Origin of the sequence: Sagittula sp. MA-2 (genome assembly GCF_030126985.1) — a bacterium.
Taxonomy (GTDB): Bacteria; Pseudomonadota; Alphaproteobacteria; order Rhodobacterales; family Rhodobacteraceae; genus Sagittula.
Genome location: NZ_CP126145.1, coordinates 672,262 through 686,307, shown reverse-complemented (window position 1 = coordinate 686,307; position 14,046 = coordinate 672,262). Strand labels below are relative to the sequence as shown.

The following is a 14,046-nucleotide window of genomic DNA, read 5'->3' as shown; positions in this document are numbered from 1 at the left end:
AACAGGCGGTGGCGCGCATTCCGCGCCACCGTTCTTCTTTTGAAAGACACCCGGACCAAGCATGACAGAGACCCGTTACGCCGTGATCGGCGCTGGCTGGATCAGCCAGATCGCCTTCCTGCCTTCCGTGCACCAGACCGGGAATTCGCGGGTCACGGCCCTTGTCACCGGCAACCCGGAGCGCGCCCGCGAGCTGGCCGATTTCCACGGCATCCCCGACGTGATCTCCTACGACGACCTGGACGGCTATCTCGCGGCAGGACATGCGGACGCCGTCTATATCGCGACGCCGAACAGCAGCCACGCCGACTTTGCCATCCGCGCCGCGCGGGCCGGGGGCCATGCGCTGGTCGAGAAGCCGCTGGCGATCACGGTGGACGAGTGCGACGCGATGATCGCGGCGCACGCAGAGGCGGGCACCTACCTGATGACCGCCTATCGCCTGCACCACGATCCCGGCACCATCGACATGCTGGACCGTATCAGGGGCGGCGAGATCGGCGAGCCGCGGCTCTTCTCCTCCGTCTTCGGGTTCCAGATCGACGCGGGCAACCACCGCCTGAAGGGCGGGCACTGGGGCGGGCCCTTGCAGGACCTGGGCGTCTACTGCCTGAACGCCGCGCGCCATGTCTTTCAGTCCGAACCCGTCGAGGTCATCGCGATGTTCGGCCATGGCGACAACGACCCGCGCTTTGCCGAAACGCACGAGACGGTCGCCGTCACCCTGCGCTTCCCCGGCGACCGGCTGGCGCAGTTCATGGCGAGCTTCGGCACCGACGCGCGCGACATGATGCAGGTGCTTGGGACCAAGGGGACGTTGACCGCCGACCCGGGCTACAAGTTCGAGCACGAGCTGCACCTGACCCGGCACGCCGATGAAGAGGTCGTCGAACAGGTCCGCACCGCGGAGAACGACGACTTCGGCGCGATGATCGCCTATTTCTCCGACTGCATCCAGACGGGCACGCCGCCGCAGAACGACGGGGCGGAAGGGCGCGCCGACGTGGTCATCATGCGCGCCATCGAGGAGGCGGCGCAGACCGGGCAGCCGCAGCGCATCGACCTGCCGCCCCGCCCCGGCCACCCCGACGCGACCACGCTGCGCCGCGTGCCGCGCACCGACAGGAGGCTCGTGTTCTGATGACCGTGACCGTCGACGCCCACCATCACTTCTGGCACCCCGCACGCGGCGACTACGGCTGGATGCCTCAGGACGATCCGGTACTGTCCCGACCCTACGGTCCCGCCGATCTTGCCCCCGGACTGGCGAAGACCGGTGTCGCGCAGACCGTCCTCGTGCAGGCCGCACCCACGACGGAAGAGACTGAGTACCTGTTGGGCATCGCCGACGCGACACCGCATGTGGCGGGCGTCATCGGCTGGATCGACTTCGAGGACCGTGCGCAGGCGCGCACCCTCGAACGGCTCGCACAGCATCCGAAGTTCAAGGGCGTGCGCCCGATGATCCAGGACCTGCCCGATGACGACTGGATGCTGCGGGACGACGTGCAATGGGCCTACGCCGCGCTTGTCGACCTCGACCTGACGTTCGACTGCCTGGGTTTCCCGCGCCACATGCCGAACTTCCGCCGCCTGCTGGACCGTTACCCGGACCTGCGCGCGGTGCTGGACCATTGCCTGAAACCGCAGCTCCGCGCCCATACGCCCGAGGCCCACGCCGAATGGAGCGAAGGTATGTCGGGCCTCGCGCAGACGCAGGCCTTCCTGAAACTCTCGGGCCTCGTGACGGAGGCCGACACCGACTGGTCGGCAGAGGCTTTGCGCCCCTACACCGACCATGCGCTTTCCGTCTTTGGCGCAGAGCGCACGATGTGGGGCAGCGACTGGCCCGTCCTGCGGCTGCGCGCCGAATACGAAGACTGGCACACCCTCGCCCACACCCTGACCGACCATCTGGACGCCGCCGCAAAACATGCGATTTTCGGCGCGACCGCGACACGCTTCTACCGACTGGAGACCTGACCATGTCCATGCCCCGATACAAACTGGGCCGCACCGACCTCGAAGTGACCGAGGTGTGCTTCGGCGCCAGCGCGCTTGGCGATATGCCCGACACCTACGGCTATTCCGTCTCCGAGGACCGCGCGCGCGACACCATCAACGCCATCTTCGATTCGGAGGTCAACGTCCTCGACACCTCGCGCAACTACGGCTTTGGCCGCTCCGAGGAGCGGATCGGCAAGGTCATCAAGGAACGCGGCGGTCTGCCCGAAGGGTTCGTCCTGTCCACCAAGCTGGACCGCGACATGGAGACGAGGCGCTTCGACGCCGCCCGCGTCCGCCAGTCGGTGGAGGAAAGCCTGAAGGCGCTGAACCTCGACACCATCCCGCTGCTGCACCTGCACGACCCGGAGCACGCGCGCGACCTGGATGAGATCACCCGGGAAGGCGGCGCGCTGGACGAGCTGTTCAAGCTGAAGGAAGAGGGGATCGCGCAGGCCGTGGGTCTTGCCATGGGGCGCATCGACATCATGTTCCCGATGCTGCGCGACCGGCCCTTCGACGCGCTGATCTCGCACAACCGGTTCACCCTGCTCAACCGGGCGGCCGCGCAGATGTTCGACTACGCCTACGACAACGACATCGCGATCCTGAACGCCGCTCCCTTCGCCGGTGGCGTGCTGGCCAAGGGCGCGGCCGAGATGCCGCAGATCACCTACCAGGAGGCGACGGACGAGGCGCTTCAGCCGGTCCGTGCCATCGAGGCGATCTGCGCAAACCACGGCATCGCACCGGGCGCCGCCGCCCTGGGCTTCTCTCTGCGCGATCCGCGGATCACCTCGACGCTCATCGGCGTGTCGAAGCCGGAGCGCGTGCAACAGACGCTCGACTGGGCCGCCACGACGATCCCGGCAGAGGTCTGGGACGAGCTGGACGCCCTGCCCTTCGACGCCGACGACCCCGAAGCGAACCGCGTCTACCGGCCCGGCTGAGACGACGTGGCCCCTGCCCTATGCGTTGGCGAACCAGTCGAGTTCGCCATCGTAGGCGAAGGGGATCTGGTGGATGACCACGTCGTCGCCCCGGATCAGGACGACGCGATAGGACGGGTCCAGCGGGCCGATGGCCGTCCGTGCCGCCGGAGACAGGTTCGGGATGCGCTGCATCATCGTGGAGGGCACGCCGGAAAAGGCGATGCCCCCCATGGTCCCGCAGAGCGACGCATGCACATGCCCGAAGAACAGATGCGCCACCTTCGCCGCATTGGCTTTCAGAAGGTCGCGCAAAGGGCCCTGATCCGCGTCCCGCAGAGAGTCCGCGTCCGCCGACGGATCGCCCGTGTGCAGCGGGTTGTGGTGGAAGAAAAGGAAGGCGCGGTCGCAGCCTTCCAGTTGGGCGGTCAGCCAGCCCAGACGATCTGGGCCGAAAGACCCGTCGTCCCGGCCCTTCTCCACCGTGTCGCAGAAAATGAACCGGCCTTCCCGGAAATCCGCCGCGTGGTTGACGTAACCCTCCGCGTCTCTCGGATGATCCCGGAAGACCTTGAAGAACACGTCCCTGTCGTCATGGTTGCCGACCATCAGGCGCACCGGCATCGGCAGCATCGTCAGTGCCTGCTTAAGCCGGGCATAGGCCTCGCGTTCGGCATACTCGGTCAGGTCGCCGCTGATCACCACAAGCGCTGCGTCTCGATGGTGTTCGGCGATATGGCCGAAGGCGCGGGCCAGACGGTCGTAAGGGTCGAGGCCGCAGCTCGTCATGCCCGGCGGGCCGAGATGGGTATCGGACAGATGAATGACCTTCATGAAAATCTCCGGGCCTGAATGCGCTGGCGTCGATGGTTCAAGCCAGACACGCGCCGCCGCAGCCGTCAAGCCTCCGCGGGTTCCAAACCGCTGGCCATGCTGCCAAAACCCTCAGCCATGCCCCGCCTGAACGCGCCGCGGAGGACAAAATTGACAAGGCAGGGCAACCGGCGGAAGCTGCCGGACAAAATCCAACCGGGAGTCCCAGACATGAAACTCGTCACGACCACCGCGCTCGCGCTTTGCCTTGCCGGCGCGGCCTTTGCGCAGAACGACTGCGCCGCCGGCAAGACCCTGAAGGACGGCATCCTGACCATCGCCACCGGCAACCCGGCCTTCTACCCTTGGGTTCTGGACGACAAACCGGAATCGGGTCAGGGCTACGAGGCCGCCGTCGCCTACGCCGTGGCCGCCAAGATGGGGTTCGAGCCCGATGCTGTGGAATGGGTCCGGTCCTCTTTCGACCAGGCGATCCAGCCCGGCGAAAAGGACTTCGATTTCAACCTCCAGCAGTTCTCCATCACGCCAGAGCGTGAAGAGGTCGTCGATTTCTCGATCCCCTACTACAGCTCCGCCATGGCCGTGCTGACGACAGACCGCGTGGTCGAGGGCGGCGCCACCGCCACGATGGACTCGCTCAAGGGGCTGGTGTGGGGCGCCGATGCCAACACCACCGCCGTGCCGATGCTGCAGGACCTGATCGGCCCGTCGAAGGACCCGATGCTCTATAACGACAACGTCGACGTGACCGCAGCGATGCAGGCGGGCCAGATCGACGCGGCGCTCTTCGATCTGCCGACCGCGCTCTACCTGTCGGCGGTCGTGGTCGAGGGCGGCACAATCCTCGGCCAGTTTCCCGCCGACCGGACGGAGAACCCGGACCAGTTCGGCCTGCTGATGCCGAACGAAAGTCCGCTCAAGGAATGCGTCGACGCCGCCCTGCAGGAGCTGATCGATACAGGCACGCTGGCCGAGATCGAGAAGAGCTGGCTCGAAGAGACCACTGGCGTCCCGGTGATCGAGTAACCTCAGCGCAAAAGCCTGCCCAGCCGGGCGATGCCCTCGTCGATCCGGGTATCGTCCGCGCAGGAGAAGCTGAGCCGCAGCGTGTTCCGCCCGGACCCATCCGGGAAGAACGCGCCGCCGGGCACGAAGGCCACCCGCGCCTCGCGCACGGCTCTCTCCAGCAGCTGCGCGCTGTCCGTGCCTTCGGGCAGCGTCACCCAAACGAACATCCCGCCCTCGGGTCTTGTCCAGGTTACACCTTCCGGCATCTCGCGTGATAGGGCCGCCAGCATGCGGTCGCGCCGCGCGCCGTAGACCCGGCGCAAGCCGGCAACGTGGTCGTCGAACATGGCGCGCGCCACGCGCTCCGTCGCGATCTGGTTCAGGGTGGGCGAATGCAGGTCCGCCGCCTGCTTGATCAGCACCAGCCGCTCGATGACCGGGGACGCGGCACAAACCCAGCCAACGCGCAGCCCCGGCGCGAGCGTCTTGGAGAACGAACCGCAGTAGATCGTCCGGGTGTTCTCGATCCCGCCGCTGCGGGCGATGTCGGTGGCAAGGATCGGCGGCACCGGATCACCGTCATAGCGCAGCGCCTGGTAGGCTGCGTCCTCGATCACCGCGATCCCCAGCGCTTCGGCCCGGTCCAGCAGCCGCACGCGGCCCTCCGCATCCAGCGTCTCGCCGGTTGGGTTGGCAAAGTCCGGCGACAGGTAGGCCATCTTGACCGCCCCGCCCGCGGCCTCCGCCTCTGCGCGCAGATCTTCGGGCGCGGTGTTGGACCACGGGTCCAGCGGAATGTACCGCGGCTCGCAGGCGTTGAAGGCACCAAGCGCCCCGAGGTAGGTGGGCCAGCCGACCATCGCCGTATCCCCGGGCGTCAGCAGCAGCTTGCCCAGGTAATCGAGCGCCTGCTGCGAACCGGAGGTGATCACGATGTTCTCCGTCCCGCACGGCACGCCGATGGTGCCCATGTGATCGGCCAGCCAGGCCCTGAGCGGCGCATAGCCTTCGGACACGGAATACTGCAGGGCCTGCGCGGCACGCGGACCGGTCATCGCTTCCGACATGGCCGTGGCAAAGGCCTCTGCCGGGAACAGCGCCGGATCGGGGATGCCGCCGGCGAACGAGATGATGTCCGGCTGGTCCAGCAGTTTCAGCAACTCGCGGATCTCCGAGGCCTTCATCCGCCCCGTCCGCCGCGCCAGCACAGTTTGCCAGTCCATGACCTTCCCCTCCGTGAACTCCCTGCTTCGGGATACGCCCGAGGATATAGGTACGCAATGCTTACCTATATCCCTGAAACACAGATGTGAACGGTTTGACACGCCGCTGCCCTGCGGCAAAAGTCGGCCCGAAACGAGGGACACGCCCATGCCCACCCGCCGACAGGTCTTCGAGGCCCGCCAGCGCCGCCGCGCCAACCTGATCGCCGCCGCCTCGACCGGCGGCGTGCTTCTGGCGCTTGTCATCCTGGTGCCCCTCACCCCGGGCTGGGAGGCGGTGCAGCGCGCGTTCTTCAACGGCTCAGTCTTCGCCCGTACCTTCCCCGGCCTGCTGCAGGCCTTCCTGATGGATGTGGCGATCTTTGCCTGGAGCGCCCCGCTGATCGCACTCCTCGGGCTCGTCCTCGCCGTGGCGCGCGACCTGCGCAGCCCCGCGCTCACCCCGGTCCGCCTGTTCGCCACGCTGTTCATCGACGTCTTCCGCGGCCTGCCGGTGATCCTCGTGATCTACCTGATCGGCTTCGGCATACCGGGCCTGGGCCTGCCGAGACCGTGGAACTCCCCCTACATCTGGGGTTCCCTGTCACTGATCCTCGTATATGCCGCATATACAGCCGAGGTCCTGCGCTCCGGCATCGACTCGATCCACGAAAGCCAGCGCGCCGCGGCCCTGTCGCTTGGCCTTTCCGGCGGCGACACCATGCGCTTCGTGATCCTGCCGCAGGCCATCCGTCGGGTGATCCCGGCCAACATGAACCTCTTCATCGCTTTGCAGAAGGACGTGGCGCTGCTCTCCTTCATCGGCCCGGTCGAGATCTTCCGCCAGGCCGGCGTTTACAAGTCGCTGCTCGCGAACTTCACGCCCTACGTGGGCGCAGCCCTGATCTTCCTCGCGATCACCATTCCGGCGACCCGATACGCCGACCACCTGATGAACCGCGAACGGCAGGCCCGCTCATGAAAAGCCTCGAACTGCGCGCCGTCACCAAGGCCTTCGGCAGCAACACCGTGCTCGACGGCATCGACCTTTCCGTCTCGCCGGGCCAGATGGTCTGCCTGATCGGCGCCTCGGGCTCCGGCAAGTCGACGCTCTTGAAGTGCCTGAACCTCCTGGAACCCATCGACGACGGGCAGATCCTGCTCGACGGCCAGGACATCGCCGAACCCGGCCTCGACCCGCAGCCCGTGCGCCAGCGCATCGGCATGGTGTTCCAGAGCTACAACCTTTTCCCGCACATGACCGCGCTCGACAACGCGCTGCTGGCGCCGCGCCGGGTCCGCCGCAAGTCCCGCGCCGAACTGCTCCCGGGGACAGAGGCACTGTTTGCCCGCTTCGGCCTTGCCGACCGGATGCACCACTATCCCGACCAGCTTTCGGGCGGCCAGCAGCAGCGGGTGGCCATCGTCCGCGCCCTTGCCATGCAGCCCGAGATCATGCTCTTCGACGAGATCACCTCGGCGCTCGATCCGGAACTGGTGGGCGAAGTGCTCGACGTGCTGCGCCAGTTGCGCACCGAGGGCATGACGATGATCCTCGCCACGCACGAAATGGCCTTTGCCCGCGAGGTCGCGGACACCATCTGCTTCCTCGACAACGGCCGCATCCTCGAACAGGCCCCGCCGTCAGAGTTCTTCACCGCACCGCGCCACGCCCGCACCAAAAGCTTCCTCGCCCGCGTGCTCTGACCCGCTGTCCTTCAGCTTGGCAAAAATACCTGAACAACCGACGCCCGCTGCAGAACCGCGGCCGGGCGGTCGAACCACTGCAAAGCCACAGGACGGCATCCGCTCCACTTCCCCGGTCGCAAGCGGCCCTGCAGTCGCGTTCCACAGGATCGTTTCCTCCTGCATCCCGCTCTTTCCACCTTGGTCGGGTTTTCCCTCGTTGACGTGAGGTCGCCCGTCATCGAACATATCGGTGTTGAAGACAAAGCCTTTATCGAAGGGAGGAGGGAAGCCGTGCGCTCTCTGGTTCTGACGACCATCCTGATGTCCCTCTTGTCCCTGCCCCAGTCTGGCGCGGCGCAGGAGTTCGTGGGCTTCGACCGGAACAGCTTTGGCCAGGTCGTTCTCGACCGCAAGCAGTTCGCCATCATGGACCGGCAGGACGGCAGCAGCACGGGGCTGACGCAGCCGGGCGAGGGCACCAGTGAATCCATCGGGTCCTATTCGCCGGAGAACTTCTTTGCCAAGCTCGGGCGCCCGGTCGGGCGGCTCGACATCCTGACCGACAACGGCGTCTTTCCCTGCACCGCCTTCATCGTCGACGACGAACACATCGTCACCAACTACCACTGCATTCCCGGGGCCGCCGGGGCCGACCGCACCGGCGCGACCCGGATCGAGGCGGCACTGTTCTGGGCCGGCTACACCCGTCAGGGCGTTGAGGAAGGCGCACGGAGCTACACCGTCCTGCCCACTCCGGTCGAGGCGGACGCGAAGCTCGATTACTCCGTTCTGAAGGTGATCGGCGATCCGTCAGAGGACTACGGCACGCTGGAACTGGCCGCCAACATCCCGCACGACGGCGACCCCTACTGGGTGATCGGCCACCCCATGGGCGAGGCGCAGCGCATCAGCCGCGAGAAGTGCCAGGCGAATTCGCCCGCTGTTTCCGGCGGGCGGCTGCTGCACACCTGCGATACGCTGCCGGGCAACTCCGGCTCGCCGCTGATCGACGCCTCGTCGCGCATGGTGATCGGTCTGCACAACGCAGGGTCCGGTCAGGACGCCGTGAACTTCGCCACGCCGATGCAGGCAATCCTGGAGCACAGCCGCATCCTGAAGGCCGCCGTCGGCGGCGTCCCGGGTGGTGGCAGCGGCGGAGGCGGCGGTCAGGAAACGGGCGGTACCGTGCCGCAACCCAGCTTCTGCGACACGCTCTACAACAAGGCCGAGACGCTCAACGCCTGCTACGCATACGACGCCTACCTGCAATCCTGCGGCGAACACCCCTTCGCGATCCTCGCCAAGGGCTATGTCGCGCGCGAGTGCAGCACCACGCCCCCGTCCGGCGGTTCGACCGGCGGAGGCAGCACCGGCGGGTCCGGCGGCGGGACAACGACCGAGTTGCTGCGCCCCTGGTGCTCCTCCAGCCGCCTCAACCCGACGGAGGCGACGATCTGCGGCGACCGCTACCTTGCCGGGCTCGACGCGGAACTCGACCGGGCCTATGCGAACCCGGCCCGCAGCGTCTCTGCCTCGTCGCAGGGGGCGTGGCGCACCGGCACACGGGACCGCTGCGGTACGGACACCAGCTGCATTTCCCGCGCCGTGATCGACCGCATCGCCTACCTGAAGACGCCGGCGACCTCGTCCGGCGGCTCATCGGGCAGCGCGACCACGCGGTCCGGCAACTACGAGCTGTCGTCGTCGTGCTACATCATGACCGCCTCCCGCCCCTCCCTGTCCGAGGCCAAGGCGTTCATCTCTCAGTGGTTCGGCAGCGGTCAGGGCATTCGCATCTTCCGGTCGACCAACGGGTACTACGGCATCGCGCTGGAGACCGTGTCGCGCAGCAGCGCCGACGGGCGCATCGCGCAACTGATCTCTGCCGGGCGCATCCCGAACGACAGCTACTGCTCCACCGGCTCCCGCTTTGTCGAAGAGGTGCTCTGGAACGGCGGATCGTCTGGCGGCGGGTCCTCTTCCGGCGGCGGCGGATACACGATGTACATCGACAACACCGCCAGCCTGAACGTCCGCTCGGGCCCCGGTACGCAATACGGCCGCATCACTGCCGTCGACCGCGGCACGCAGGTGACCGTCACGGGCAGCAGCGACGGCTGGTCGAACATCCACCTGCCCAACGGGCTGAGCGGCTGGGTCTCGGCCACCTACCTGTCGAGTTCGCGCCCCTCGGCGCAGCGCCAGTGCTACGCCACTGTGACCAACCTCAGTCCCTATTCCAGCCGGACACGCTCGGACGGCTCCGGCTATCTGAACGTGCGCAGCGCGCCGTCGACCCGCGGCAACATCCTGACCGAGGTCTACCTCGGCGACACGGTCCAGGTGGTGGCGCAAAGCAACGGGTGGGCGCAAATTCGATGCGTTTCCGGGCAATGCCTGCAGCCGTACGTGGGCAACGGCGGTGCCACCGGCTGGGCCTCGGCCAAGTATCTCGCAGTCCGCTGCAACTGATGCGGATGCAAAAAGCATTTTACAGGAGACACGCGCGATGACCCCCATTTTCCGGATGACGGCAGCCGCACTGGCGCTTGGCATCGGCCTGACGTCAACCGCCTCTGCACAGGACCAGTCGATCCTCATCGACGTGGAGCTTGAGCTGAACGGCATGCCCCTGCCCGAGGATGCCACGCCAGAGGAGACGGCGGCCTACGAGGTGCTGAACAAGTACTGTTCCGGCTGCCACCAGCAGGGGATGCTCGACGAGGGGCTGACCAATCCGAAGTCGGGGTTCGGCCATATCCTCGATGTCCGCCGCCTTGCGCAGGATCCGAAATTCGTCGTCTCGGGCGAGCCGACCAAGTCGAAGCTCTATCAGGTGATCGCAGGCGGCGCCCCGGCCATGCCGGACAATTGCTGGGATCCGACCTGCACGCCCAAGGCCGAGGAGATGGCCGCGCTCGAAACGTGGATCACCAAGATGGGAGAGACCGCGCCGCCGGAACGCACCTTCGTCCCGTTGTCCGAGCTTTATGCCATGGCGCTGCAGGACCTCTCCGCCCAGCCCACCAACCGCCGCGACCGGACGCGCTATATCTCCATGCGGACGCTGTGGAACGACAGCGAAGTCACGCAGGAGAACTACGACGCCTACCTCGCCGCGACGGTGAAACTGATGAATGCGCTCAGCTTCAACCCCAACGTCTACAAGTTCGAGAAGATCGACGAGAAGGGTATCCTGCTGCGGGTCTTCCTGCCCGATCTGGACTGGACCCACGAGAAGTGGGCCGTGATGGAGCGCGAATATCCCTACGGGATGGAATCCGACACCGATCCGAACCTGAGCACGCTGCAGACCATGGCGGGCACCCAGATCCCGGTGATCCGCGCCGACTGGTTCGCCGCCACCGCTTCGGCCGCGCCGATGTACTACGACGTGCTGGGGCTGGCCGACACGCTGCAAGGGCTGCAACAGCAGCTTGGCCTCGATATGCGGTCCAACATCCTCAACGAACAGGTCGTCCGCGCCGGTTTCCAAGATTCCGGCGTGTCCACCAACAACCGCCTGATCGAACGCCATCCGCTCGGTTCCGGCATGTTCTGGACGTCCTATGACTTTGCGGGCTCCAAGGGCCGGCAGAGCTTCTTCGAGTACCCGCTTGGCCCCGTCTCGGTGCATGGCGAGGAGGTCTCCTTCCACGAGGACGGGGGCGAGTCGATCTTCACCCTGCCGAACGGCTTCCACGGCTATTACCTGAACACGACCGACGGCACCCGCCTGAACGTCGGGCCGACCGCCATCGTGCGCGACACCGACTACCCTGACGGCACCGGCGAGGTGGTGAACGGCATCTCCTGCATGTCCTGCCACTCCAAGGGCATCCGCTTCAACGACGATCGCGTCCGCGAAGTGGCGCTGAACAACCTCGCGCTGTCGCCCGCCGTGCGCCAGACCGTCGACGCGATCTATCCCGGCAAGGAGGTAGTCAACGACTACTTCCAGAAGGACATGGAGGCGTTCTTTGCCACCCTCCAGAAGGCCGGCATCGACCCGGAGACCAAGGCCGCCGGGCTCGAACCCGTGCGCGGCCTGATGGTTTATTTCGTCGACTACTTCGTGAACTACGAACAGGCCGCCAACGAGCTGGGCCTGACCGAGGACGAGTTGACCGCCCGCGCCGCCTTTGCCGGGACCGAGAACGCCTCCCTCCTGCAACGGCTGAAGGTTTCTCCGATTGCGCGTGACGAATGGACCGCGGTGTACCCGGTGCTGCTCGACAAGCTGACCGATTACCGTCCGATCCTGACCGACCACCGCACCACCGCCGCCCTGTCGCATTCGGTCAAGCAGGTGGTGCAGGGTACGCCCTACGACAGCGTCGGCCAGACCGGCGGGCAGCCCATCGTCACCCATGCCGACGCCAAGCAGTTCGGCGCCGACTACGATGCCACGCAACACTCGGTCACGGCGCAGAGCCACCTGACCGTCTACACCGACAAGCCCACCTACAAGGTCGGAGACCCGCTGCGCATCTTCATCGAGCCGCGCCACGACTGCCGCCTGACGCTGATCTCCATCGACGACGACCATGACAGTTGCGTCCTCTACCCCTTCCCGGGTCTGCCGGACGTGGTCATCAAGGGCGGCTCGCAGTACGTCTTCCCGCCGCAGGGTGCGCTGCGTACGTCAGAGCCGGGGCTGGAAACGATCCTGGCGATCTGCAACGGCTCCGACGCGGCGATCAGCAAAGAGCGTTCGGGCACCAACTCCGTCTCCTGCTCCGCCAACCACCAGCCGATCTCGCGCGAGAGCTACACGTCGGTCGTGAACGAAACGCTGATCCTCGACCTCAACCCCGGCGGCGGCGACCAGCTCTCCACCGCCAGCGGCGCCGACTACCGCGCCGTTTCCAGCCACAACCCGGACGTGACCAAGGCGCAGATCTCGGTCCTCGTCCAATCGCACTGAGGGCCGCCGATGCGACACCTGCTCCTTGCCATGGCGCTCTGCGCGCCACTCGCGGCCCACGCGCAAAGCGGCGAGATCTTCATCCCCGGCGGCGACGACAGCGCGCTGCCGGACGATACCGCCGCCCAGCCGACCAGTGCGCTGGCCCGCTGCCTCGCCTCCCCGGACGCGGCCACCTGCGCCGGGGCGACGGTCGATCCGTCCGGCGCGATGAACGAATCCGCAGTGCCGCAGGTGCAGTTCGAAACGCTGGTGCTGGACCTCGACCAGAAGAAGGTGACCTCCACTGCCGCACCGCCTGCCGCCGCGCCGAACTACGCCGCGCCGCAACAGGCGACTCACGGGACGGTTGCGCTGCCCTCGGTCGCGGTCACCATCGAATTCGACTTCGACAGCGCCAACATCCGGGGCGATCAGTTCGGCAAGCTGACCTCCCTGGTGGCCGCTCTGTCCGACCCCGCGCTGGCGGGCACCTCCTACGCGGTGATCGGGCATACCGATGCCTCCGGCTCGGAGGGCTACAACTGTGACTTGTCCCGCCGCAGGGCCGCCTCGGTCGCGGGCGCGCTCAACGCCGCCTATGTCACCCTGCCGCTGTATCCGGTCGGTTTCGGCGAGCATGTGCTGAAAAACGTCTATGATCCCCGCGCGCCGGAGAACCGCCGCGTGACCTTCATGCGGTTGCCGGACGTCCCCGGCGCGGTGCTGCAAACCGCTGGCGCGGTCTGCCAATACTAGGCGAAATACCACCTATGCGCGTATGGCATACCTGAGGCGCAGGGGCATTTGAACCGTTGACACCGCAAGCGACAAGTCTAAGTCCTGAGGACACATGTGCTCAGGACAAAGAGGTATCGCGGGAATGAACACGGCGCCCGAGACCGAAATCGACACCCAGACACCGGCCGGCGATGCCCCTGCCAAGTTCCTGACGTTTCGTCTTGCGCGTGTGCAGGCCAAGCTGAACGCCCAGTCGAGCCGCATCCTGAAAGACCATGCCGGGATCACCCTGACACAGTGGCGGCTGCTGTCGCTGATCGGCGGCGCGGGCCGCACCACTGCCGCACACCTGTCGCGCGAGGTGGCGATGGACAAGGGGCTGATCTCCCGCAACATCAAGACGCTGGTGACGGACGGTTTCGTGCAGGTGACGCTCGACCCCGAAGACCACCGCGCCCAGCACCTCGAACTGACACCGCACGGGCTGCGCGTGTTCCAGGACACCCTGCCGCGGATGCGCGCCCGTCAGGACGCCCTGCGCGCGCATCTCGACATCGAGGAAGAGCTCATCCTCGACCGCGCCCTCGAAAAGCTGGAGCGCGCGGCAGAGGATCGCGCCCTCGGCTGACCCCTCCGGCAGACCGGCGCGCGGCCTGGAGGGCAGGCCGCTGAGCCTGAGAAGGCTCAGTCGGGGCGTCCGGAAGGGTGCGCCGCAGCACCGTTGCACCGTAGA

At 66.7% G+C, this 14,046-nt stretch carries 12 protein-coding genes; 10 read left to right on the top strand and 2 right to left on the bottom strand.

Features of this window, described 5'->3' with window-relative positions; all coding sequences use genetic code 11:
* Positions 1-61: 61 nt before the first annotated feature.
* From QNI11_RS03485 to QNI11_RS03475, 3 genes are read left to right on the top strand one after another with little or no spacing between them, the layout of a single operon-like run.
* Complete coding sequence (locus QNI11_RS03485; RefSeq protein ID WP_283982359.1) at positions 62-1,141, top strand: Gfo/Idh/MocA family protein; 1,080 nt, start codon at positions 62-64, stop codon at positions 1,139-1,141.
* A complete protein-coding gene (locus QNI11_RS03480) occupies positions 1,141-1,983 on the top strand; it encodes an amidohydrolase (protein WP_283982358.1) in 843 nt (280 codons plus the stop codon). Before QNI11_RS03485 ends, QNI11_RS03480 begins: the two co-directional genes overlap by 1 nt.
* A gap of 2 nt (positions 1,984-1,985) precedes the next feature.
* Complete coding sequence (locus QNI11_RS03475; protein ID WP_283982357.1) at positions 1,986-2,954, top strand: aldo/keto reductase; 969 nt, start codon at positions 1,986-1,988, stop codon at positions 2,952-2,954.
* Positions 2,955-2,972: 18 nt separating this feature from the next.
* Here QNI11_RS03475 and QNI11_RS03470 read toward each other — a convergent pair whose 3' ends face one another.
* Positions 2,973-3,767 carry a metallophosphoesterase gene (locus QNI11_RS03470; RefSeq protein ID WP_283982356.1) on the bottom strand — a complete coding sequence of 265 codons (795 nt, stop codon included), beginning with the start codon at positions 3,765-3,767 and terminating at the stop codon, positions 2,973-2,975.
* 210 nt (positions 3,768-3,977) lie between these two features.
* Between QNI11_RS03470 and QNI11_RS03465 the strand changes: the two genes are divergently transcribed.
* A complete protein-coding gene (locus tag QNI11_RS03465) occupies positions 3,978-4,793 on the top strand; it encodes an ABC transporter substrate-binding protein (RefSeq protein WP_283982355.1) in 816 nt (271 codons plus the stop codon).
* A gap of 2 nt (positions 4,794-4,795) precedes the next feature.
* On the opposite strand, the gene QNI11_RS03460 is transcribed toward QNI11_RS03465, so the two are convergent.
* Positions 4,796-5,998 carry a PLP-dependent aminotransferase family protein gene (locus QNI11_RS03460; protein ID WP_198521824.1) on the bottom strand — a complete coding sequence of 401 codons (1,203 nt, stop codon included), beginning with the start codon at positions 5,996-5,998 and terminating at the stop codon, positions 4,796-4,798.
* A gap of 148 nt (positions 5,999-6,146) precedes the next feature.
* Here QNI11_RS03460 and QNI11_RS03455 point away from each other — a divergent pair, with 148 nt between their 5' ends.
* From QNI11_RS03455 to QNI11_RS03430, 6 genes are all read left to right on the top strand, one after another.
* Entirely contained in the window at positions 6,147-6,959 is an 813-nt protein-coding gene (locus QNI11_RS03455; RefSeq protein WP_283982354.1) for an amino acid ABC transporter permease, read from the top strand.
* Complete coding sequence (locus QNI11_RS03450; RefSeq protein WP_283982353.1) at positions 6,956-7,684, top strand: amino acid ABC transporter ATP-binding protein; 729 nt, start codon at positions 6,956-6,958, stop codon at positions 7,682-7,684. The genes QNI11_RS03455 and QNI11_RS03450 overlap by 4 nt, the downstream gene beginning before the upstream one ends.
* 273 nt (positions 7,685-7,957) lie before the next feature.
* Positions 7,958-10,138 carry an SH3 domain-containing protein gene (locus QNI11_RS03445; protein WP_283982352.1) on the top strand — a complete coding sequence of 727 codons (2,181 nt, stop codon included), beginning with the start codon at positions 7,958-7,960 and terminating at the stop codon, positions 10,136-10,138.
* Positions 10,139-10,175: 37 nt separating this feature from the next.
* Positions 10,176-12,593 carry a DUF4384 domain-containing protein gene (locus QNI11_RS03440; protein WP_283982351.1) on the top strand — a complete coding sequence of 806 codons (2,418 nt, stop codon included), beginning with the start codon at positions 10,176-10,178 and terminating at the stop codon, positions 12,591-12,593.
* A 9-nt stretch (positions 12,594-12,602) separates the two neighbouring features.
* Positions 12,603-13,331 (top strand): OmpA family protein, encoded by a 729-nt coding sequence (locus QNI11_RS03435; protein WP_283982350.1) that lies wholly within the window; start codon positions 12,603-12,605, stop codon positions 13,329-13,331.
* Between the two features lie 124 nt (positions 13,332-13,455).
* Positions 13,456-13,941, top strand: a complete 486-nt coding sequence (locus QNI11_RS03430) for a MarR family winged helix-turn-helix transcriptional regulator (RefSeq protein ID WP_157814927.1) — start codon at positions 13,456-13,458, stop codon at positions 13,939-13,941.
* Positions 13,942-14,046 lie beyond the last annotated feature (105 nt).